At 67.0% G+C, this 20,185-nt stretch carries 18 protein-coding genes; 11 read left to right on the top strand and 7 right to left on the bottom strand.

From position 1 onward, the window contains the following. Positions 1-5: 5 nt before the first annotated feature. Genes KW845_RS02270 through KW845_RS02250 form a run of 5 tightly spaced genes read left to right on the top strand, consistent with a single transcriptional unit; the run spans position 6 to position 4,803 of the window. Positions 6-1,013, top strand: coding sequence for an ABC transporter ATP-binding protein (locus KW845_RS02270; RefSeq protein ID WP_218367551.1), 1,008 nt, complete (start codon positions 6-8; stop codon positions 1,011-1,013). After that, on the top strand, positions 1,010-1,993 hold the full coding sequence (locus KW845_RS02265; RefSeq protein WP_218367550.1) for an ABC transporter ATP-binding protein: 984 nt from the start codon (positions 1,010-1,012) through the stop codon (positions 1,991-1,993). Before KW845_RS02270 ends, KW845_RS02265 begins: the two co-directional genes overlap by 4 nt. Continuing rightward, positions 1,990-2,898: a MurR/RpiR family transcriptional regulator gene (locus tag KW845_RS02260; protein WP_255592331.1), complete on the top strand. Its 909-nt coding sequence runs from the start codon at positions 1,990-1,992 to the stop codon at positions 2,896-2,898. The genes KW845_RS02265 and KW845_RS02260 overlap by 4 nt, the downstream gene beginning before the upstream one ends. 4 nt (positions 2,899-2,902) lie before the next feature. Beyond that, a complete protein-coding gene (locus KW845_RS02255; RefSeq protein ID WP_218367549.1) occupies positions 2,903-4,393 on the top strand; it encodes an amidohydrolase family protein in 1,491 nt (496 codons plus the stop codon). Then, complete coding sequence (locus KW845_RS02250) at positions 4,390-4,803, top strand: RidA family protein (RefSeq protein ID WP_218367548.1); 414 nt, start codon at positions 4,390-4,392, stop codon at positions 4,801-4,803. Before KW845_RS02255 ends, KW845_RS02250 begins: the two co-directional genes overlap by 4 nt. A gap of 17 nt (positions 4,804-4,820) precedes the next feature. Here KW845_RS02250 and KW845_RS02245 read toward each other — a convergent pair whose 3' ends face one another. Beyond that, positions 4,821-5,687 carry an alpha/beta fold hydrolase gene (locus tag KW845_RS02245; RefSeq protein ID WP_255592330.1) on the bottom strand — a complete coding sequence of 289 codons (867 nt, stop codon included), beginning with the start codon at positions 5,685-5,687 and terminating at the stop codon, positions 4,821-4,823. Further along, positions 5,684-6,841 (bottom strand): acyl-CoA dehydrogenase family protein, encoded by a 1,158-nt coding sequence (locus KW845_RS02240; RefSeq protein ID WP_218367547.1) that lies wholly within the window; start codon positions 6,839-6,841, stop codon positions 5,684-5,686. The genes KW845_RS02245 and KW845_RS02240 overlap by 4 nt, the downstream gene beginning before the upstream one ends. A gap of 123 nt (positions 6,842-6,964) precedes the next feature. On the opposite strand from KW845_RS02240, the gene KW845_RS02235 reads away from it, so the two are divergent. Further along, positions 6,965-7,855 (top strand): LysR family transcriptional regulator, encoded by an 891-nt coding sequence (locus KW845_RS02235; protein ID WP_218367546.1) that lies wholly within the window; start codon positions 6,965-6,967, stop codon positions 7,853-7,855. Between the two features lie 34 nt (positions 7,856-7,889). Here the strand turns inward: KW845_RS02235 and KW845_RS02230 are convergent, their stop codons facing one another. Beyond that, a complete protein-coding gene (locus tag KW845_RS02230) occupies positions 7,890-8,885 on the bottom strand; it encodes a tripartite tricarboxylate transporter substrate binding protein (RefSeq protein WP_218367545.1) in 996 nt (331 codons plus the stop codon). 274 nt (positions 8,886-9,159) lie between these two features. Here KW845_RS02230 and KW845_RS02225 point away from each other — a divergent pair, with 274 nt between their 5' ends. Both KW845_RS02225 and KW845_RS02220 read left to right on the top strand, forming a co-directional pair. Further along, the gene (locus KW845_RS02225; RefSeq protein WP_218367544.1) at positions 9,160-10,509 is read left to right on the top strand and encodes an MmgE/PrpD family protein; all 1,350 of its coding nucleotides are present in this window, start codon (positions 9,160-9,162) and stop codon (positions 10,507-10,509) included. Positions 10,510-10,536: 27 nt separating this feature from the next. Next, positions 10,537-12,636 carry an acetate--CoA ligase family protein gene (locus tag KW845_RS02220; RefSeq protein ID WP_218367543.1) on the top strand — a complete coding sequence of 700 codons (2,100 nt, stop codon included), beginning with the start codon at positions 10,537-10,539 and terminating at the stop codon, positions 12,634-12,636. Here the strand turns inward: KW845_RS02220 and lolA are convergent. Together lolA and KW845_RS02210 are read right to left on the bottom strand one after the other, a co-directional pair. Continuing rightward, positions 12,626-13,252: an outer membrane lipoprotein chaperone LolA gene (lolA, locus tag KW845_RS02215; protein ID WP_218367542.1), complete on the bottom strand. Its 627-nt coding sequence runs from the start codon at positions 13,250-13,252 to the stop codon at positions 12,626-12,628. The genes KW845_RS02220 and lolA overlap by 11 nt on opposite strands. Further along, positions 13,252-15,615 carry a DNA translocase FtsK gene (locus tag KW845_RS02210; RefSeq protein ID WP_218367541.1) on the bottom strand — a complete coding sequence of 788 codons (2,364 nt, stop codon included), beginning with the start codon at positions 15,613-15,615 and terminating at the stop codon, positions 13,252-13,254. The genes lolA and KW845_RS02210 overlap by 1 nt, the downstream gene beginning before the upstream one ends. Before the next feature lie 42 nt (positions 15,616-15,657). Here KW845_RS02210 and trxB point away from each other — a divergent pair, with 42 nt between their 5' ends. From trxB to KW845_RS02195, 3 genes are read left to right on the top strand one after another with little or no spacing between them, the layout of a single operon-like run. Beyond that, positions 15,658-16,617 carry a thioredoxin-disulfide reductase gene (gene trxB, locus KW845_RS02205; protein WP_218367540.1) on the top strand — a complete coding sequence of 320 codons (960 nt, stop codon included), beginning with the start codon at positions 15,658-15,660 and terminating at the stop codon, positions 16,615-16,617. Beyond that, the gene (locus tag KW845_RS02200) at positions 16,604-17,281 is read left to right on the top strand and encodes a Smr/MutS family protein (RefSeq protein ID WP_218367539.1); all 678 of its coding nucleotides are present in this window, start codon (positions 16,604-16,606) and stop codon (positions 17,279-17,281) included. The genes trxB and KW845_RS02200 overlap by 14 nt, the downstream gene beginning before the upstream one ends. Beyond that, positions 17,278-17,607: a multidrug efflux SMR transporter gene (locus tag KW845_RS02195; RefSeq protein WP_218367538.1), complete on the top strand. Its 330-nt coding sequence runs from the start codon at positions 17,278-17,280 to the stop codon at positions 17,605-17,607. The genes KW845_RS02200 and KW845_RS02195 overlap by 4 nt, the downstream gene beginning before the upstream one ends. Here the strand turns inward: KW845_RS02195 and KW845_RS02190 are convergent, their stop codons facing one another. Both KW845_RS02190 and KW845_RS02185 read right to left on the bottom strand, forming a co-directional pair. After that, positions 17,608-19,689, bottom strand: a complete 2,082-nt coding sequence (locus KW845_RS02190; RefSeq protein WP_218367537.1) for a sodium:solute symporter family protein — start codon at positions 19,687-19,689, stop codon at positions 17,608-17,610. After that, positions 19,689-19,967 (bottom strand): DUF4212 domain-containing protein, encoded by a 279-nt coding sequence (locus KW845_RS02185; RefSeq protein ID WP_218367536.1) that lies wholly within the window; start codon positions 19,965-19,967, stop codon positions 19,689-19,691. Before KW845_RS02185 ends, KW845_RS02190 begins: the two co-directional genes overlap by 1 nt. Positions 19,968-20,185 lie beyond the last annotated feature (218 nt).

The following is a 20,185-nucleotide window of genomic DNA, read 5'->3' as shown; positions in this document are numbered from 1 at the left end:
GGGATATGACAGCAAGCCAACGAGACATCATCCTGGCCGTAGAAGGGCTGAAAACCTGGTTCCACAGCCGCGACGGCGTGGCCAGGTCGGTCGACGGCGTCACGTTCGACCTGGCGCGCGGCGAAACGCTGGCCATCGTGGGCGAATCGGGTTCGGGCAAGTCGGTGACCAGCCTGTCGATCATGGGCCTGTTGCCCAAGCCGGCCGGCCGCATCGAGTCCGGCAGCATCCATTTCCGCGACCGCCATGGCGCCACGCACGACCTGGCCCAGGCGTCGGCCGCGACGCTGCGCCGCATCCGTGGCGCCGAGATCGCGATGATCTTCCAGGAACCCATGACCAGCCTGAACCCGCTGTACACGGTGGGCGACCAGATCGCCGAGGCCGTGCTGCAGCATGAAGGCGGCTCGCGCGCGGCCGCATTGCAGCGGGCGCGCGAGATGCTGGAACGGGTCGAGATTCCGGCGGCCGCGCGCCGCATCCACGAATATCCGCACCAGATGTCGGGCGGCATGCGCCAGCGCGTGATGATTGCGCTGGCGCTGGCCTGCAACCCTTCGGTGCTGATCGCCGACGAACCGACCACGGCGCTGGACGTGACCGTACAGGCGCAGATCCTGGACTTGTTGCGCCGCCTGCAGGCCGAGTCGGGCATGAGCATTCTGTTCGTGACGCACAACCTGGGGGTGGTCGCCGAGATCGCGCATCGCGTGGCGGTGATGTATGCCGGCCGCGTGGTCGAGGATGCCGGCGTGCACGAGTTGTTCGAACGGCCCACGCATCCATACACGCGCGGACTGCTGTCGTGCATTCCCACCGCCGCCCTGCTAGCGTCGCGCCAGCGGCTGCAGCCGATACCCGGCAATGTCCCCAGCGTGCTGGACCTGCCGCCCGGCTGCACTTTTGCGCCGCGTTGCGCGCTGGCCGAGCCGGCCTGTACGCGCGCCGTCCCGGAACTTGCCGCGGTGCGCGATGCGCACCTGGCCCGCTGCATCAAGGTAGTACCGCAATGACCGACCCCATATCCGCCGAACCGCTGTTGCGCGTGCAAGGCCTGACCGTGCATTTCCCCACCGGCGCCAGGCGCCGCGGGCAAGTCGTGCGCGCGGTCGAAGACGTGAGCTTCGATGTGCCGCGCAAGGCCATCGTGGGGCTGGTGGGCGAGTCCGGCTCGGGCAAGACCACCACCGGACGCGCCCTGCTGCGGCTGTTCGCCCCCACGGCCGGCCGCATCCTGTTCGACGGCACCGACATCACGGGGCTGAACGAAGCGCGCATGCTGCCCTGGCGGCGTCGCATGCAAATCGTCTTCCAGGACCCGTATGCCAGCCTGAATCCGCGCATGACCGTGGCCGAGATCCTGGGCGAAGCCCTGGATACGCACCGGTTGGCGCAAACACGGCGCGAGGCCCGCATCGGCGAACTGCTCGAACGCGTGGGCCTGCATGCCGAGCATCGCCGGCGCTACCCGCACGAATTCTCGGGCGGCCAGCGCCAGCGCATCGGCATCGCCCGCGCCCTGGCCGTGGAGCCCGATTTCATCGTAGCCGACGAGCCGGTATCGGCGCTGGATGTGTCGGTGCAGGCGCAGGTACTGAACCTGCTGCAGGACCTGCAGCGCGACCTGGGGCTGACCATGCTGTTCGTCGCGCACGACCTGGCGGTGGTGGACTACTTGTGCGATGAGGTGGTGGTGATGTACCTGGGCCGCGTGATGGAGCGCGGGCCCACCCGGCGCGTGTACGACAGCCCGCGCCACCCTTATACCCGCGCCCTGCTGTCGGCCGCGCCAGTGCCCGACCCGCGTGCCCCGCGTTCACGTATCCTGCTCAAGGGCGAGATCCCCAGCCCCGTCGACCCGCCGTCAGGGTGCGTATTCCGCACCCGTTGCCCGCATGCCGCAGAAGTGTGCGCGGCGGCCGTTCCGCCAACCCGCGACCTGGGCGGCGGACATCATGCCGCCTGCGCACGCCTGGACGAGATCACATCATGACTATTCCTTCCCGACACGGCAACGGAGCCACCGGCATGCCTACCCCGCGCGATATCGTCTACCAGATACGCAGCCGCCGCGACACCCTGAGCAACACCGAACGCAAGGTGGCCGACGCCATCCTGGACGACATCGCCGCGGCGGCCGGCGCCACGGTGGATCAACTGGCGGGCAAGGCGGGGGTCAGCATCGCCACCATCTCGCGCTTTGCGCGGTCGGTGGGCTGCGACGATACGCGCGACCTGAAGCTGAAGCTGGCACAGGCCAGCGCGGTGGGCGAGCGCTTCCTGGACCCGTCCACGCCCGAAGAAAGCACCTTCTACGCCCGCCTGTACGCCGATATAGAAACCACGCTGCGCGAACACCTGCCTTTGTTCACCGAGACATTGTTCGAGCGTGCCGCCGGCATCGTGCGCGATGCGCGCATGACCTATGTATTCGGCATGGGCGGCGCCTCGGCCGTGCTGTCGCAGGAACTGCAATCGCGGCTGGTGCGATTGGGCTATGCGGTGGCTGCCTACAGCGATGCCGTGCTGCTGCGCATGGTGGCGGCCACGCTGGACGAACGCGATGTGGTAGTGGTGCTGTCGACCTCGGGGCTCACGCCGGAAATCCTGGCGGGCGCGCGCATCGTCAAGCAGTACGGCGCGCGCATGGTGACCTTGACCGACCCGGCCTCGCCGCTGGCCGAGCTGGCCGACGTCGTGCTGCCGATTCACACCGCCGAGACCGATTTCATCTACAAGCCGTCTTCGTCGCGCTACGCCATGCTGCTGGCGATCGACATCCTGGCCACCGAACTGGCCCTGGCGCGGCAAGAGGCCACGCAGGAACGGCTGCGTCGCATCAAGCTGGCGCTGGACGAATACCGCGGCGGGCCCAACCGCTTGCCGCTGGGAGACTGACCCGATGTACGACACCCTGATCGGCGGCGTGCAGGTGCTGGACGGCAGCGGCGCCCCCGGTTTCCAGGCCGACGTGGCGCTGGCCGATGGCCGCATCGCCGCCATCGGGCCGCTGCCGCACGCCCCCGCACGCGAGCGCATCGATGGCGCCGGCCTGGCGCTGGCGCCGGGCTTCATCGACGTGCACACTCATGACGACACCAACGTCATCCGCACCCCCGACATGCTGCCCAAGCTGTCGCAAGGCGTGACGACCGTGGTCGTGGGCAACTGCGGCATCAGCGCATCGCCGGTCAGCCTGCGTGGCGATCCGCCCGACCCGATGAACCTGCTGGGCGGACGGGACGATTTCGCGTATCCCATTTTCGCCGACTACACGCGGGCGGTGGACGCAGCCCGCCCCACCGTGAACGTGGCGGCGCTGGTCGGCCATACGGCCCTGCGCAGCAATCACATGGACCGCCTGGACCGGCGCGCCACCGATGCCGAGATCGCCGCCATGCGCGCGCAACTGCGCGACGCGCTGCGCCACGGCGCCATCGGCCTGAGCACCGGCCTGGCCTATGCCTCGGCCCAGCACGCGGACACCGCCGAGGTGCAGGCCCTGGCCCGGGAACTGGACGCTTACGGAGCGCTGTACACCACGCACCTGAGGTCCGAGTTCGCCGAGATCCTGGAGGCCATGCAAGAGGCCTACGACATCGGCGTGCATGCGCGCGTGCCGGTGATCGTGTCGCACCTGAAATGCGCCGGGGCCGGCAACTGGGGCCGCAGCCAGGAAGTGCTGGCCAGCCTGGATACCGCCGGCCGTTACCTGCCGGTGGGCTGCGACTGCTACCCCTACTCGGCCAGTTCCTCCACCCTGGACCTGCAGCAGGTCACCGACGAATTCGACATCGATATCACCTGGTCCGATCCGCATCCTGAAATGGCGGGCCGCGGCCTGGCCGCCATCGCGGCGCAATGGCAGGTGCCGCTGCGCGAAGCCGCGCGCCGCTTGCAGCCGGCCGGCGCGGTTTACCACGGCATGCATGAAGACGACGTGCGCCGCATCCTGGCGCATCGCCTGACCATGGTGGGCTCGGACGGCCTGCCCAACGATCCGTTGCCGCATCCGCGCCTGTGGGGGGCCTTCCCGCGCGTGCTGGGCCGCTACAGCCGCGAGCTGGGCTTGTTTCCGCTGGAACAGGCGGTGCACAAGATGACCGGATTGTCGGCGGCGCGGTTCGGCCTGCGGGAACGCGGCCTGATACGCAACGGCCATTACGCCGACCTGGTGCTGTTCGACCCGGCCCGCGTGGCCGACCGGGCCAGCTACGCCGATCCGCAGCAGCCCGCCGACGGGATCGCCGCGGTATGGGTCAACGGCGCGCTGTCATACCGGGCCGGCCGCCTGACCGGCGCGCGCGCCGGCCGCTGGCTGCCGCGCGGCGGCGACTTGCGTGCAGGCTTCAATGCGTTTTCTTCTTCGTCCGCATCCCAGGAGCAATCATGAGCAATTCTCCCCATGCCGATGCCAACGGCATCATTCGCTACGGCGTGACCGGCGGCACCGGCCAGGGCGGCCAGCACATGCCCTACGCGCGCGCCGTGCAGGCCGACGGCTGGCTGTATGTATCGGGCCAGGTGCCCATGCAGGATGGCGAAGTGGTAGAAGGCGGCATCGCCGCCCAGTCGCGCGCCGCCATCGGCAACCTGATGGCCATTTTGCGCGAAGCGGGTTATGGCCCTGAAAACGTGGTGCGCTGCGGTGTCTGGCTGGACGACCCGCGCGATTTCGCCGCCTTCAATAAAGTGTTCAAGGAAACCTTCGGCGACCATCCGCCCGCACGCGCCTGCGTGGAATCGCGCCTGGTGATAGACGCCAAGGTGGAAGTCGACTGCGTGGCCTACAAGAAACCCTAGTGCCGCGGGGCTGCCCGCTATGGCAGCGGCTGGCCGTCGAACCAGCGCGCCAGCAGCTCGTTCACCATGGGCGCGCCTTCATATTGCACCCAATGCCCGGCCTGCGGCACGACACGCCATTGGCGCCCCGGGCCGTCGGCGGCAATGGCGGGCGCCACTTGATGCGCCGCGGCGGTGACGTCGTGCTCGCCCCATATCAGCAGCGTCGGGCCGCCATAGCGGCGCAACGCCTGCACCATGCCGTCGCCTTGCGATGCCGTACGGCTGCGAAAGCGCGTGGCCACGCAGCTGATTTCGTGCACGTCCAGCGCCAGTTCATCGGGCGCATGCCGATACAGCATGAGCTGGTTCAGATTGTGGCGCAGCATGTCGCGCCGCTGCTCGGGCGATTCGGCGTGCCGCCACTGGCGCATGTCGAGCACGCGAGGCCGCGGCGTGCCGTGCCCGCCCGAGCCCAGCAAGGCCAGCCGCCGCACCCCCGCACGCCTTGCGGCCAGCCGGGAAGCCACCAGTCCGCCGAACGAGAATCCGGCAAGGTCTATGGCGGTATCGTGTCCCACGGCCTGGTCCAGCGTGGCCTGCAGCACCTGGAGCAACGGCTCGAGGTCGTCGGCCCCCGACGGTGCGGGCACGTCGGCCGAATCCAGGTAGCCCGGCATGTCGGGCACCCACACGGTGCGGTGCTGTGCCAGCGCCTCGATATTGCGCAGCCAGTGCAGCCAGCTGCCGTGGCCGCCGTGCAGCAGCACCAGCGGATCGCCCTGGCCGTGGCGGTGCCAGCGCACCGTGCCGGCCGGGCCGGGAATGTCAATGTGCTCGACCAGGGTGTCGAGCCGGGTGATTTCAGGATGCGCGGCCACGCCAGCAAGCTGCCCGCTCATCATGAGGCCTTGGGCGGCCGTTGCGAGAAGCTGCGTTCGAACACGCCTTCGGCAATACGGTTTTTCAGCATTTCGATGGATCCCCCTGCAATCATCCAGCCGCGCGTGCGGCGCACGCAGTACTCTACCAGGGATTCCTGGCTGAACCCCATGCCGCCCATGACCTGCATGGCCTCGTTGGCGGCGAACCAGCCGGCCTCGTTGCAGGCCAGCTTGGCCATGGCGGTGCTCTGCGCGCTGGGCAGGCCTTGTTCGCCCTCCAGGGCGGCCTTGTAAAGCAGCAGTTGCGCCTGTTCCAGCTTCATCCACATCTCGGCGAATTTCCATTGCAGGCCCTGGAACTCGCACAGTTCGCGGCCGAACTGCTTGCGGATCGAGGCATGTTCGCGCGCCAGGTTGAACGCATGGCGTCCCAGCGCCAACGAGCGCGAGGCATTGCCCAGGCGCTCGACGTTGAAACCGGATATCTGCTTCTTGAATCCGCCCGGCCCCAGCAAGATCTGCGATGCCGGGATGCGCGCGCCGTCGAAATACAGCTGTGCCCAGTGCTCGCCGTTCATGAAGCGCGAGGGCTGGCCCACGGTGAAGCCCGGCGTGCCGCGCTCGATCAGCACCGATCCGATGCCGCCCGTACCCGGACCGAAGCGCACGTACACCAGGAATACGCCCGCCTCGGGGCTGTGCGTGGAAAATATCTTGCTGCCGTTGATCACCACCTCATCGCCCTCGCGGGTAGCGCTGGTCGACAGCTCGGTGACGGCCGAGCCGGCCTGGGGCTCGGTCATGCCCAGCGAGATCAGCTTGCGCCCACCCAGCAGATCGGGCAAGAAGCGCGCTTTCTGGCCGGCCGTGGCGTATTCGACGAACGTGCGTATGGGCCCGAAATTGCCGGCCTGCACGATATCGGCGCTGCGCGGGCAGACCAGGGCGATTTCCTGGATGGCCAGCACGGCATGCATCAGCGTGCCGCCCTGGCCGCCGTCGGCCTCGGGAAACGCGATACCCAGGAAACCGTTGTCGGCCAGCAAGCGGGCCGTTTCCCACGGATAGGAATCGGCATGCGCACGTTCCAGGGCACCGTCGGCCAGGTGATCGCGCGCGAAGCGGCGCACCGAATCGGCGTAGGCTTGGTATTCGGGGTCCAGATTGAAATCCATGAGTGGCTACCTAGAAAAAATAAAAGGCCGGCGGCACGCGCTTTCCAAGCGCCGTACAGCCATGATAAAAGCGAGTGAACCCAGCGTGCGGCCATCGCCGCCATCGCAGCAACGAGATTCCCGATGAAAGGCATGGACATCCCCGCCCTCGAGGTGTTTGTGGCGGCGGTAGAAGAAAAAAGCCTGTCGAAAGCCGCCGAACGGGCCAACCTGGTGACCTCGGCCGCCAGCAAGCGGGTCGCCGAACTCGAACGCCATCTGCAGCGCACGCTGCTGCAGCGCCATGGGCGCGGCGTCGAACCCACGCCGGCCGGCGCGCTGCTGTACCAGCGCGCCAAGGCCATCCTGCGGGCCGTGCAACTGGCTGAATCGGCCGTGCAAGTCTATTCCGCCGAGGGGCAGGCCAAGATACGGCTGGCGGCCAATCCATCGACCATCCTGCAGTTCCTGCCGGACCGCATGGCGCGATTTCTGTCGCAGCGCGATTACGTCAGCGTCGACCTGATCGAGGCCCACAGCTACGACATCCCCCGCCTGCTGATCGACGGCTCGATAGATCTCGGCATCTATCACGCCAACCACCCGGCCACCGGCGTCACGTCGCTGCCGTTTGCCACCGACCGCGTCGGCCTGGTGGTGCCCATCGGCCACCCGCTGGCCGGGCGCGCCGAACTGTTCCTGGAAGAAGCGCTCGACTACGACCTGCTGGGCTATTTCCCGCGCCATTCGCTGGACCAGTTCCTGGCCTACATCGGCCAGACGGTAACGCGCCCGCCCACGGTCAAGCTGCAGGTGTCGAATTTCGAAACACGCTGCCGCATGATCCGCGAAGGCCTGGGCATCGGCGTCGTGCCCGAGCGTATCGCCGCCAATTACCTGAGCAGCATGGGCCTGGTGCTGCTGCGCCTGCGCGACGAATGGGCCGCGCGCCGCTTCTTCCTTGCGGTGCGCGATCCGGTCGGCCTGAGCCCGGTGGTGGCCGAACTGCTGGCGTTCCTGTCGCAGCCGGCATAGCGCCGGCACCTTTAGCCGATGCATGCCGCAGGCCTCAGTCGAGGGTCACGCCCAGGTGCGTGATCAGCGCGCCATTGGTCTTGATGTCATTCTGGTACAGCCCGGCGAATTCCTCGATCGAGGCGTGGGCGGGCGACGCGCCCATCTTGTTCAGCAAGGCCACGCCTTCCGGCTGGTTCATGCCGTGGTTGATGGCGCGGTTGAGCTTTTCCAGAATGGGCCGCGGCGTGCCCACCGGCGCCATCACCCCATACCAGGCCATGGGCTCGAAGCCGCTTACTCCCACTTCGGCAAAGGTCGGCACATCCGGCAGCAAGGGGTCGCGCTGCGCGCCGCCCAGCGCCAGCGCCCGCACCTTGCTGCGGTCATCGGCCAGGTACTGCATGACCGTGCCCAGCGTCGCGAACGACAGGTCCACCCGGCCGCTCAGCATATCCACCATGCCCTGCGCCCCGCCCTTGTAGGGAATATGGCGGAACTTCAAGCCGGTTTTCTCCTGGAACTCTTCGGCCGCCAAGTGCGGATCAGAGCCGTTGCCGGTCGAGAACACGGTGTAATCATCCGGGTGCTGGCGCGCATCGGCTGCAAACGCCTGGTAGTCGGGAGCGTGAATGGACGGCCCCACCACCAGCACATTCGGCATGGTCAGCAGCAGTGCGACCGGTTGGAAATCGGTGGCGGGATCGAACGGCAGATGCCGATACAGCCACTTGGTGTTGACATGGCTTTTGGTCACCAGAAACAGCGTATGGCCATCGGCCGGCGCCTTGGTCAGTGCGGCCGCCGCCAGGGTGCCGTTGGCGCCGCCACGGTTTTCTACCACCACGCGCGCGCCCGGCAGTTCGCTTTCGAGCCGGTTGGCCAGGATACGCGCGGCCGTGTCGGAAGGTCCGCCAGCCGGAAAGCCCACCAGCAGGGTAATGGGGCGCGTGGGGTAATCGCCGGCTGTCCCGCCGGCAGCCACCGGACCGGCCAGCCCGGCCAACGTGAACAGCGTCGCGGCGGCCCGCAAGGTGAAGCGCAGTTTCAATCTCGTCTCCTCATCTGAAATCGATAGCGGCGCGATGCCGGCCAGATCCAGGCGCCGCGCCCCTGCAGACATCTTAGAAACTGCGCCCCCTGCGCGGTGTGAATAATCGGCATAGCAGGCTTCGCCGATTTTGCAGCCCCCGCCCGGTCCGCCAATTCGTGAAGGCAGGTTTTCTTTTTTTTCATGCCGTGCGCCGGCCCGTGCCGCTACAGTAGGGTGCATCCGCCGGCCGTATGCCATGCACAAGGCGGGCCATGCCTTCCGGAGACACCGCATGATTCTTGAACAACTGGCCGACTATGGCGCACGCGACAGCGTGCGCGACTTGCCCCCCGAAGTAGTGCATCACGCCAAACGCGCGTTGGTGGACTGGCTTTCCGCGTTATATCCCGGCACCCGTACGGCGCCCTGCCCGCAGCTGTTGGCGGCGCACCGGTCCGAGCTGGGCGCGGGCCGGTCCAGCCTGCCCGGCTGCGGCACCACGGCCTTCAGCCCCACTGCGGCCTGGATCAACGGCAGCGTCTCGCACGCCGTCGAGTTCGACGATATTTTCCGCGATGCGGTATACCACCCCGGCTGCCCCGTGATTGCCGCCGCACTGGCGGTAGCCGAAGAGCAGGATGCCAGCGGCGCCGCCCTGCTCAACGCCATCGTGGTGGGCTACGAGATATCGACCCGCATCGGCGCGGCGGTGCAGCCCGCGCATTACCGCTACTTCCACACGACCGGCACGGTGGGCTGCTTCGGCGCCGCGGCCGCTGCGGCGGCCCTGGCGGCGCCGGGCAATGCGGCCGCCATGCGGCATGCCCTGGCGACGTCCGCCAGCTTTGCCGCCGGCCTGCAACAGGCTTTTCGTTCGGACGCCATGACCAAGGCCCTGCACGCCGGCAATGCCGCCAACGCCGGCGTCCGTGCCGGCCTGGGCGCCGCGCACGGCCTGACCGGCGCGGCCGGCATGCTGGACGGCCCGGTGGGTTTCGGCGCGGCGCTGGCCGACAGCCCCGACTGGTCCGGCGCGGCACAGGGACTGGGCGAGCGCTACAACATTCTGCAGATCACCCAGAAAAACCACGGCTGCTGCGGCCATACCTTCGCCGCTATCGATGCGGTGCTGGCCTTGCGCACGGCGCATGGCCTGGCGCCGGCCGACATCGAGCAGATCGAGGTCGATGCCTACCAGGCCACGCTGGATGTCACCGGCAATCGCGACCCGCGCACGCCCTTCGAAGGCAAGTTCAGCCTGGTCTACGTGCTGGCGCACGCTTTGGCGTACGGCTCGGTGCGGCTCGACGCCTTCGAGCCGGCCAGGCTGGCCGACCCGGCCCTGCGCGACCTGATGGCCCGCATCACCTTCCGCGCCGACCCGGCCCTGACGGCAGCCTTTCCCGCCCAGCGGGCCGCGCGCGTCACCCTGCGCACACGTGGCGGCGCGACCCACAGCCATTTCGCACCCTACCGCAAAGGCGACCCTGAAGCGCCGCTTACCGATGCGGAACTGAACGACAAGTTCAACGAACTGGTCGCGCCCGTGCTGGGCCAATCCCGCGCACAGCATCTGCGCGACCAGGCCTGGCGCCTGGAATCGCTGGCCGTGCGCGACCTGCAATTGCACGACGCCGTGTAAACCCTCTTCTTCGATCAGCCATTGCTCATGCAGAACAGCACCTTCGCCCAAGCCTTGCTCGCCCCCGCCGCGATTGCCCTGGTCGGCGCCTCGGGCGATCCCGCCAAGAACACGGCCCGGCCGCTGCGCTTCATGCGCAAGCACGGCTACCACGGCCGCATTTTCCCCATCAATGCGGCGCGGTCCGAGATCCTGGGCGAACCCGCCTATCCGGATCTGGCTTCGCTACCCCAGGCGGTCGACCACGTATTCATCATGGTGCCGGGCAGCAAAGTCGCCGGCCAGCTCGAAGGCTGCGCCCGCGCCGGCGCGAAAGTCGTCACGGTATATAGCGACGGCTTCGGCGAAACCGGCGCGCAAGGACGTGCCGCGCAGGCCGCCCTGGTAGCGCAGGCCCGCCAGTTGGGCCTGCGCCTGCTGGGCCCCAACAGCATCGGCCTGGCCAATGTGCACAGCGGCGCCATCCTCTCGGTCAATGCCGTGTTCGAATCCGACGACCTGCTGGCCGGCGGCCTGAGCCTGGTGTCGCAAAGCGGGTCCATGATGGGCTCGCTGCTGTCGCGCGCCGCCGCGCGCGGCTTCGGCTTTGCCAAGACCGTGTCGGTGGGTAATGAAAGCGACATCAGCGTCGGCGAAGTCGTCCAGGCCCTGGTCGAAGACGACCAGACCAGCGCCATTCTGCTGTTCCTGGAAACGCTGCGCGACGCACCCATCCTGGCACACGCGCTGGATGCCGCCCAGGCCGCCGGCAAGCCCGTCATTGCCTACAAGCTGGGCCGTTCGGCCCAGGGCGACGCCCTGGCGCAATCGCACACCGGCGCCATGGCGGGCAACGACGCCGCCGTGGATGCATTCCTGCGCGCACACGGCGTGCTGCGCGTGCAATCGCTGGAAACCTTGTACGAAATCGTGCCTCTGGCGCTACGCTACGGCCGGCATGCGCCGCTGCCCGCGCGGGTGCCGCGCGTGGCCGTGATCACCACCACGGGTGGCGCAGCCGCCACGGTGGTCGATAACCTGGGCATGCGCGGGCTGGTGGCCGCCACACCGCCCGACGATTTCGTGGCGCACATGGCCGGCCGCGGGCTGCGCCTGCGCCAGGCACCCATCATCGACCTGACGCTGGCCGCCAGCGGCGCGCAATACCAGGACTTGCTGGAACACCTGCTGGCGGCCGACTGGTGCGATGCCGTGCTGAGCGTGGCCGGCTCATCGGCGCAGTTCCATCCCGAACTGGCCGTGCAACCCCTGGTGCGGGCCCGCAAACCCGGCGACAAGCCGGTTGCCGCCTTCCTGGCACCGGAGGCCATTGCTTCGCTGCAGGTTCTGCAGCGCGAAGGCATTGCGGGATTCCGTACCCCCGAGTCCTGCGCCGAAGCGCTGGCGCTGTTCCTGCGCCGCCCGGCGCCGGCCCGGCGCCCAAACGAGGGCCCGCCGCTGGACTGGCCTGCCCATCTGCCGGCCACCGGCACGCTGACCGAATACGAGGCCGGCCAGGTGTTTGCGCAGTTGGGGATACCCGTGGCCGCCACGCGGCAAGTGGCGGCCGACGACCTGCGCCACGACCTGCGCTATCCCGTTGCCCTGAAAGTCTCGTCGCGCGACCTGCCCCACAAGACCGATGCGGGCGGAGTGCGCATCGGCATCCGCGACCAGGCCGAGCTGCAGCGCCAGGCCGGCGATATGCTGGCGCAAGTGCGGCGGCACGCACCGCAGGCACGCCTGGAGGGCATCCTGGTGCAGCAAATGGAGGACAAGCTGCTGGAACTGATACTGGGCTATCGGCTCGACCCGCTGGTGGGGCCTATCGTGGTACTGGGCGCGGGCGGCATCGCCGCCGAACTGGCGCCCGACGTGGCCATACGGCTGGCGCCGGTCGACCGCGAACAAGCCATGCAGATGATAGAAGAAGTGCGCGCCACCCGCCTGGTGCGCGGCTTTCGGGGCTTGCCGCAAGGCGATTGCCAGGCCTTGGCCGAAGCCGTGGCGGCGTTCTCGCGCCTGGCGCGCGTACGCGGCGCCTGCGTGGCCGAGGCGGAAATCAACCCCTTGTTCGTGCGCCAGGACGGCGTCATTGCCGTGGATGGCCTGCTGCACTTGCAGGCCGGCGACACCGCTACATCTTGACGACGTCTACGCCCGCGGGCGGCGTGAAGCGGAATTCGTTGGGAGGCAGCGTAGGGTTGGCCTGGATATTGGAGAGTTCGACGCGCGTGGTCTGGCCGAAGGCATCAAGCAGTTCGACCCGCGCGGGCAGATTGTCTTTCATGCCGATATCGACCTGCGCAAAGCCGGCGTCGGCATTGCGCGGCTTGGCCCGCAGCCATTGCAGGCCGTCGCGGGCCGGCAGCGGGGCAACCTCGAAGGCCTGTTCCAGGTCGCCCGAGCCGAACAAGATCGCGGCCGGCGACGTACCGATAGCCTGGTCGACCTTGCGCGTGGTGACCTGGGCCAGGTCGGGGTCGTACTGGTACAACTGCTGCCCGTCGGACACCACCAGTTGTTCATAGGGCTGGCTGACCGCCCACTTGAATTTGCCGGGGCGCTGGAATGCGAACGACCCGCTTTGCGGACGCTGGGTGCCACCCTGCGGCCCCGTGGTGGACTGGGAAAAACTGCCCGTGGCAGTCTTGATTTCGGCCACGAAGGATTTCAGTTGCGTGCGGGCGTCGGCCGCCAGGGCGGCCATCGGGCACAGCACCAGCAGCGCGGCCGCAACGGCCAGCCGGCGTAGACCAGGCATCAGGCTTCCTCTTTGGACGGCACCAGGATTTCCCGGTTGCCGTTGGATTGCATTGCCGACACCATACCCGATTGCTCCATTTGCTCGAGTAACCGGGCGGCACGGTTGTAACCGATCCGCAGGTGACGCTGCACCAGCGAAATCGAGGCGCGGCGGTGCTTCAGCACGACCTCGCAGGCCTGGTCGTACATGGGATCGCTTTCGGTGTCGGTCATGCCCGTCACGCTGCCCACGCCATCGCCGGTTTCGCCTTCCAGCGCGCCTTCGAGCAGGCCCTCGACATAGTTGGGTTCGCCCTGCGCCTTCAGGTGTTCGACCACGCGGTGCACTTCGTCATCGCTCACGAACGCGCCATGCACCCGCACCGGCAGGCCGGTGCCCGGCGGCATATACAGCATGTCACCCTGGCCCAGCAGGGTTTCGGCCCCCATCTGGTCGAGAATGGTGCGCGAATCGATCTTGGATGACACCTGGAACGCGATACGCGTCGGGATATTGGCCTTGATCAGGCCGGTAATGACGTCCACGCTGGGCCGCTGGGTGGCCAGGATCAGGTGGATGCCGGCAGCGCGCGCCTTTTGCGCCAGGCGCGCGATGAGTTCTTCGATTTTCTTGCCCACCACCATCATCAGGTCGGCCAGCTCGTCGATGACCACCACGACGGTGGGCAGCGGCGACAGCGGCTCGGGCTGGTCGGGCGTCAGCGAGAACGGATTGGGAATGGGCTCTTCGCGCTTGATGGCATCGCGGATCTTGGTGTTATAGCCCGCCAGGTTGCGCACGCCCATCTTGCTCATCAGGCGATAGCGCTTTTCCATTTCGCCCACGCACCAGTTCAGGGCGTTGGCGGCATGGCGCATGTCGGTGACCACTGGCGCCAGCAAGTGCGGAATACCTTCGTAGACGCTCATTTCGAGCATCTTGGGATCGATCAGGATCAGGCGGGTATCGGCCGCGCCAGCCTTGTACAGCAGCGACAGGATCATGGCGTTGATACCGACCGACTTGCCCGAGCCGGTGGTACCGGCCACCAGCAAGTGGGGCATCTTGGCCAGGTCGGCCACCACCGGATTGCCGGCGATATCCTTGCCCAGCGCCATCGTGACGACCGAATGGCTGGCGTGATACGTTTGCGAACCCAGGATCTCGGACAGCTTGACCATCTGGCGGCGCGGGTTGGGCAGTTCCAGCCCCATCAGGTTCTTGCCGGGGATGGTTTCCACCACCCGGATGCTGACCAGGCTGAGCGCGCGCGCCAGGTCCTTGGCCAGGTTGACGATCTGGCTGCCTTTCACGCCGGTGGCGGGCTCGATTTCGTAACGAGTGATGACAGGACCGGCCTGGGCCGCCACCACCGTGACCACCACGCCGAAATCGGCCAGTTTCTTTTCGATCAGGCGCGAGGTGAATTCGATGGTCTCGGCCGAGACCGTTTCCTGGTTGGGCGCAGGCGGATCCAGCAGGCTGATGGTGGGCAAGTCGCCCTCGCCGGCGGGCGGGGCGAACAGCGTCTGCTGCTTTTCTTTTTCGACGCGATCGGAGCGGGGCACCACGGTAATGGCCGGTTCGATGCGCACCGGCTGTTCGTGGGTGAGCTTTTCGTGCTTGGCCTCGACCTGTTCGGTACGCACGGCCTTGGCCACCTGGCCGACCTTGCGGTCCTGGCGCGCGGTATAGGAATCGCGCGCGCGCCGCAGCAGGCCTTCGAGCCACGCGCCGACCCGCTCAGCCAGGTGCAGCCACGAAAACGAGAAAAACAGGCTCAGACCGACCGCCAGCATGACCAGCAGCGCCAGGGTGCCACCGGTAAAGCCCACGCCTTGGGCCAGCCAACTGGCCAGCATCTGGCCGATGACGCCGCCCGCGCCGCTTTCGCCGTCGGTGCCGCCGGGCAAGTGCATGCCCCAGCTATACAGGCGCAGGGCCTCGATGCCCAACGAGCCCACCAGGACAAGGAAGAAGCCGATGCCCTCTTCCCAGTGCACGCGCGGCAGAATCTCGGCCTGCTTGCCGTCGTTGGCGCGCAGGTGGCTGGCCAGGCGGCGGTAGCCGGCACGCACGCGATGCAGCAGCAGCACCACCCACCACCAGGCGGAATACCCGAACAGGTATAGCAGGATATCGGACAGGTACGCGCCCAGGGTGCCGCCGCGGTTATGGATGACGCCGCCAGGCACGGAATGCGACCAACCCGGGTCGGCGGATGACCAGGTGGCCAGCACCAGGGTCAGCCAGGCAGCCAGGGCGGCGAACAGGATCCAGCGGGCTTCGCGCAGCAGGGCAGAAATACGAGTCTGCAGCGGCGAAGGGCCGTTTCGGGTGTTGCGCGAGGCGCGCGGGGAGGCAGTTGAAATACGCGGCATGCGGCTCATTATAATTGGGCATCCCTCTAAAGATACTTACCTATGTCCACGCCCAAACACGCTAAAGTTTTGATACTTGGATCCGGCCCCGCCGGTTACACCGCCGCCGTCTATGCGGCGCGGGCCAATCTGGCCCCTGTACTTGTTACAGGTTTGGCCCAGGGCGGGCAGCTCATGACCACCACCGACGTCGATAATTGGCCCGCCGACGCCTCCGGCGTCCAGGGTCCCGAACTGATGCAGCGCTTCCAGCAGCACGCCGAGCGCTTCAATACCGACATCATTTTCGACCATATCGCCAAAGTCGATGTTTCGCGCCGCCCGTTCACCCTGACCGGCGACACCGGCAACGCCTACACCTGCGATGCGCTCATCATCGCCACCGGCGCCTCGGCCAAATACCTGGGCCTGCCCTCCGAAGAGGCCTTCATGGGCCGCGGCGTCTCGGGTTGCGCCACTTGCGACGGGTTCTTCTACAAGAACCAGGACGTCGTGGTGGTGGGCGGCGGCAACACCGCCGTGGAAGAAGCACTGTACTTGTCCAACATCTGCCGCAAAGTCACGCTGATCCACCGCCGCGACAAATTCCGCGCCGAACCGATCCTGGTTGACAAGCTGATGGACAAGGTCGCCAATGGCAACATGGCGCTGAAGCTGTTCCATACCCTTGAAGAAGTGCTGGGCGACGATAGCGGCGTAACGGGCGTGCGCGTGCGCCACACCGACACCGGCGCCACCGAAGACCTGGCGGTCACCGGCGCATTCATTGCCATCGGCCACCAGCCCAATACCGGCATCTTCGAGGGCCAGCTCGAAATGAAAGATGGCTACATCATCACCAAGAGCGGCCTGTCGGGCATGGCCACCATGACCTCCGTGCCCGGCGTGTTCGCCGCCGGCGACGTACAAGACCACGTCTACCGCCAAGCCATCACCAGCGCCGGCACGGGCTGCATGGCCGCCTTGGACGCGCAACGGTGGCTGGAGAATGCGCAGCAATAAAGGCGGCCTGGCCGACCTGAAACGCCTGCACCAGACCGCGCGGCAGGAACAGGCGCAAGCGCAGGCCAAGCAGGCTTCGCGCCAGGCCGCCGCGCCGGCTCGCCAGGCCGACGACCCCGACGCCTTTCGCCGTGCCACGCAGGCGGTTACGCCGCTCAAGCATACCGGCCGGCGCCCCCCTGCGCCGCCCGCGACCGTGCCGGCCAGCCCGGCCGTTGCCATGCGCCGGGCGGCGGCCGTGGGCGAAACCGCGGCACGCGCCGATGCGGGCGTGTCCGATGGCGGCGAAGTGGTCCATTTGCTCTCCGAAGGCGGCACGGCCTATGTGCGCGCCGACGCCGCCCCCGACACCGCGCGCAACCTGCGCCGCGGGCAATGGCCGGCCGGCGCCGAACTCGACCTGCACGGCCTGCGGGTCGAGCAGGCTCGCCATGCGGTGCTGTCGTTCCTGGATGAATGCCTGGAACACGGCATACGCTGCGTGCGCATCGTGCATGGCAAAGGCTACGGCTCGCAAGGCCTGGAGCCGGTATTGAAAGACAAGGTGCGCGCCTGGCTGGTGCAAAAAACCGATGTCATGGCGTTCTCGCAGGCACCCGAGCACGAAGGCGGCGCCGGCGCCCTGCTGGTGCTGCTGCGCCAAAACGGGGCACGACGCGCATGAAATGGGTCTATCTGGGCATTGCCATCGTGGCCGAGATCCTGGCCACCAGCGCCCTCAAAAGCGCCGAGGGCTTCACCCGGCTGCTACCCTCGCTGGCCACGGTACTGGGCTACGCCGTCGCGTTTTATTTCCTGGCCCTGACATTGCGCGACATACCGGTGGGCATCGCCTACGCCATCTGGTCGGGCGTGGGCATCGTGCTGATCTCGCTGGTGGGTGCGGTGTTTTTCAAGCAGCACCTCGATACCCCCGCCATCCTGGGCATCACGCTGATCATCGCAGGCGTGGTGGTAATGAACGTGTTCTCGAAATCGGTCGGGCACTGATCACGGCAGCGTCGGCGGCGGGCCGTCGGGCTCGCGCAGGTATTGCACCAGCATGTCGGTGGCCCGGTCGGGCGGCGGCGTCAGCAGCGACACCACGATAATCGTCAGGAATGCCACCGGCGCGCCGAACACGCCCGCCGCAATGGGCTGGATTCCCCACCACAGGTCTACCGGCTGGCCGCGCTCGACGCCAAACACCCATTCGCGCAGCCAAGGATGGGTATGCGCCATATAGCCGAACGTTACCGCCAGGCCGGCCAGCATGCCCAGGGTCGCCCCCCACTTGTTGGCGCGCCGCCAGAATATGCCCATGACCAGCGCCGGGAAGAACGACGAGGCGGCAAAGGAAAACGCCGCCGACACCATGAACAGGATATCGGCGGGCTTGCGGGCCGCCACCCAGGCAGCCCCGAACGCCACGACCAGCAACAGAATCTTGGATACCATCACGCGGCGTGCGGCCGACATGCGAGGCGATACCAGCCGGTACCACATGTCGTGCGACAGAGAATTGGACAAGGTCAGCAGCAGCCCGTCGGCCGTGGACAGCGCGGCAGCCAGCCCGCCCGCCGCCACCAGGCCCGACACCACGTAGGGCAAGCCACCGATCTCGGGCATGGCCAGGACCACCACGTCGGCCCCCATATTGATCTCGCCCAATTGCACAGTGCCATCGCGGTTGACGTCCAGCAGATTCAGCAGGTTGATATCGACGGCGCTCCAGGCGTGCACCCAACTGGGCAACGCGGCGAACTCGGACCCCACCACCTGGGTATAGACCTCGTACTTGACCAGCAGCGCCAGGGCCGGCGCCATGAAGTACAGCAGCAGGATGAACAGCAGCGACCAGCACACCGACCGGCGCGCCTCGATCACGGATGGCGTCGTGTATGAGCGCATCAAGATGTGCGGCATGCCCGCCGTGCCCAGCATCAGGCACAGCACCAGCGCCAGGAAATTGATCCGCATTTCTCGCCGTTCTTTGGGGTCTTTGGCGGGAAACGGCTCGGCGTGCGGAATCGGCGGTGAGCCGCGCGCCTCGTATACGGCACGGGCCTGCGACCATGCCACGCGCGCCGCTTCGACACTGGCGGGGTACGCCTCGAGTTCGCGCTCCAGCGAGCGTATCTCGACCATGGGTGCATCGGTGGCGGTCAGTTGGGCCAGCCGGCTGCGCAGCTTGTCTTTTTCCTGGATCCACGACTGCGGCAGGGCCTGCAGGCGCTGGGTCATTTCGTCGGCCCGGGCCTTCCACAACTGCCGCACTTGCAGCTCGGAGACGTCTTTGCCCAATTGGGCCTCGCGCTCGCTTACCTGCTGCAGCACCGTACCGGCCGACAATTGCGGCAACGGCATGCCGGTATGCTTCACCGACAGCCACACCACCGGCACCAGATAGGCCACCACCAGGATGATGTACTGCCCGACCTGCGTCCAGGTCACGGCGCGCATGCCGCCCAGGAACGAACACACCAGCATGCCGCCCAGCGCCACGAAAATGCCCAGTTCGAATGAAATACCAGTCATGCGCGTGGTGATGATGCCCACGCCATAGATCTGCGCCACCAGGTAGGTAAACGAGCACAGCACGGCACAGGCCACGCCCGTCAGGCGTGCCAGGTTGCCGCCATAGCGCGCGCCCATGAAATCGGGAATGGTGTATTGGCCGAACTTGCGCAGATAGGGGGCCAGCAGCAGCGCCACCAGCACATAACCGCCTGTCCAGCCCATGATGTAGGCCAGGCCGCCGTAGCCGGTCAGGTACAGTGTGCCGGCCACGCCGATGAACGACGCCACCGACATCCAGTCGGCGGCCGTGGCCATGCCGTTGTAGAACGCCGGTACGCGCCGCCCCGCCACGTAGTATTCGACCTGGTCCGATGTGCGGCACACGATGCCGATACCCGCGTACAGGCTGACCGTGACCAGCAGGAACGCGTAACCGATCCAGTTGCGCGCCATGCCCGCCACCTCGGCCAGCGCCAGCAGCACGATCAGCAAGGCGAAGCCGGCCGTGTACAACACGTAGATGCGGCGCAGCCGGATGTCGAATTCGCGGGGGTTATCGCCGGTGAATGGCATCAACCGCCCCGCTCGTCGTCACGACGGGCGCGCGCGTCGGCGCGGTTCATCAGGCGCGCATAGATGCCGATCAGCACCAGGTACGACAGCGGCGCGCCGTAGGCCGCCATCCAGAAAGAAAATGGCCACCCGATGAAGTCGAACATCAGTTCGCGGGCGAAGAACGCAGGCAGGAAGGTCAGCGCGGCCCAACAAGTGGTCAGGATCGCGATCAGGAACAGATTGCGCCGCCAATAACGCTTTGCGGCCGGGGATGTCGAAGTGCGGGGATCCGGCATGCTTGATTAGTATCCGGTTACGCACCGCTTGAAAAGCCTTTATGCACAAAAGCGGGCCTTGTAAGCGACAACGGCCGGCACTGAATGGTGCCAGCCGTTGTGCATTTTGCTTTTATTGGGTACTGCCAGTTTGTTATACCGGTGCCGCCGGTCGCCCTTGCAGGGCTGTTTGTCTCCTCACCTGCATGGAACAGGATTCTGCACCAGGAACGGGATTG

Origin of the sequence: Bordetella sp. BOR01 (assembly GCF_019218885.1) — a bacterium.
GTDB lineage: Bacteria > Pseudomonadota > Gammaproteobacteria > Burkholderiales > Burkholderiaceae_B > Bordetella_A.
Note: the sequence above shows the minus strand (reverse complement) of the source record. Positions and strands in the feature narration are given on the sequence as shown.

Bases quoted from the DNA above. Each gene is read 5' to 3' on its own strand.
- KW845_RS02185 (WP_218367536.1), bottom strand. From the start codon at position 19,967: ATGCCGGATCCCCGCACTTCGACATCCCCGGCCGCAAAGCGTTATTGG.
- KW845_RS02220 (WP_218367543.1), top strand. From the start codon at position 10,537: ATGCAGAACAGCACCTTCGCCCAAGCCTTGCTCGCCCCCGCCGCGATT.
- KW845_RS02235 (WP_218367546.1), top strand. From the start codon at position 6,965: ATGAAAGGCATGGACATCCCCGCCCTCGAGGTGTTTGTGGCGGCGGTA.
- KW845_RS02260 (WP_255592331.1), top strand. From the start codon at position 1,990: ATGACTATTCCTTCCCGACACGGCAACGGAGCCACCGGCATGCCTACC.
- KW845_RS02250 (WP_218367548.1), top strand. From the start codon at position 4,390: ATGAGCAATTCTCCCCATGCCGATGCCAACGGCATCATTCGCTACGGC.
- KW845_RS02255 (WP_218367549.1), top strand. From the start codon at position 2,903: ATGTACGACACCCTGATCGGCGGCGTGCAGGTGCTGGACGGCAGCGGC.
- lolA (WP_218367542.1), bottom strand. From the start codon at position 13,252: ATGCCTGGTCTACGCCGGCTGGCCGTTGCGGCCGCGCTGCTGGTGCTG.
- KW845_RS02240 (WP_218367547.1), bottom strand. From the start codon at position 6,841: ATGGATTTCAATCTGGACCCCGAATACCAAGCCTACGCCGATTCGGTG.
- KW845_RS02195 (WP_218367538.1), top strand. From the start codon at position 17,278: ATGAAATGGGTCTATCTGGGCATTGCCATCGTGGCCGAGATCCTGGCC.
- KW845_RS02270 (WP_218367551.1), top strand. From the start codon at position 6: ATGACAGCAAGCCAACGAGACATCATCCTGGCCGTAGAAGGGCTGAAA.
- trxB (WP_218367540.1), top strand. From the start codon at position 15,658: ATGTCCACGCCCAAACACGCTAAAGTTTTGATACTTGGATCCGGCCCC.
- KW845_RS02225 (WP_218367544.1), top strand. From the start codon at position 9,160: ATGATTCTTGAACAACTGGCCGACTATGGCGCACGCGACAGCGTGCGC.
- KW845_RS02200 (WP_218367539.1), top strand. From the start codon at position 16,604: ATGCGCAGCAATAAAGGCGGCCTGGCCGACCTGAAACGCCTGCACCAG.
- KW845_RS02210 (WP_218367541.1), bottom strand. From the start codon at position 15,615: ATGCCGCGTATTTCAACTGCCTCCCCGCGCGCCTCGCGCAACACCCGA.
- KW845_RS02265 (WP_218367550.1), top strand. From the start codon at position 1,010: ATGACCGACCCCATATCCGCCGAACCGCTGTTGCGCGTGCAAGGCCTG.
- KW845_RS02190 (WP_218367537.1), bottom strand. From the start codon at position 19,689: ATGCCATTCACCGGCGATAACCCCCGCGAATTCGACATCCGGCTGCGC.
- KW845_RS02245 (WP_255592330.1), bottom strand. From the start codon at position 5,687: ATGATGAGCGGGCAGCTTGCTGGCGTGGCCGCGCATCCTGAAATCACC.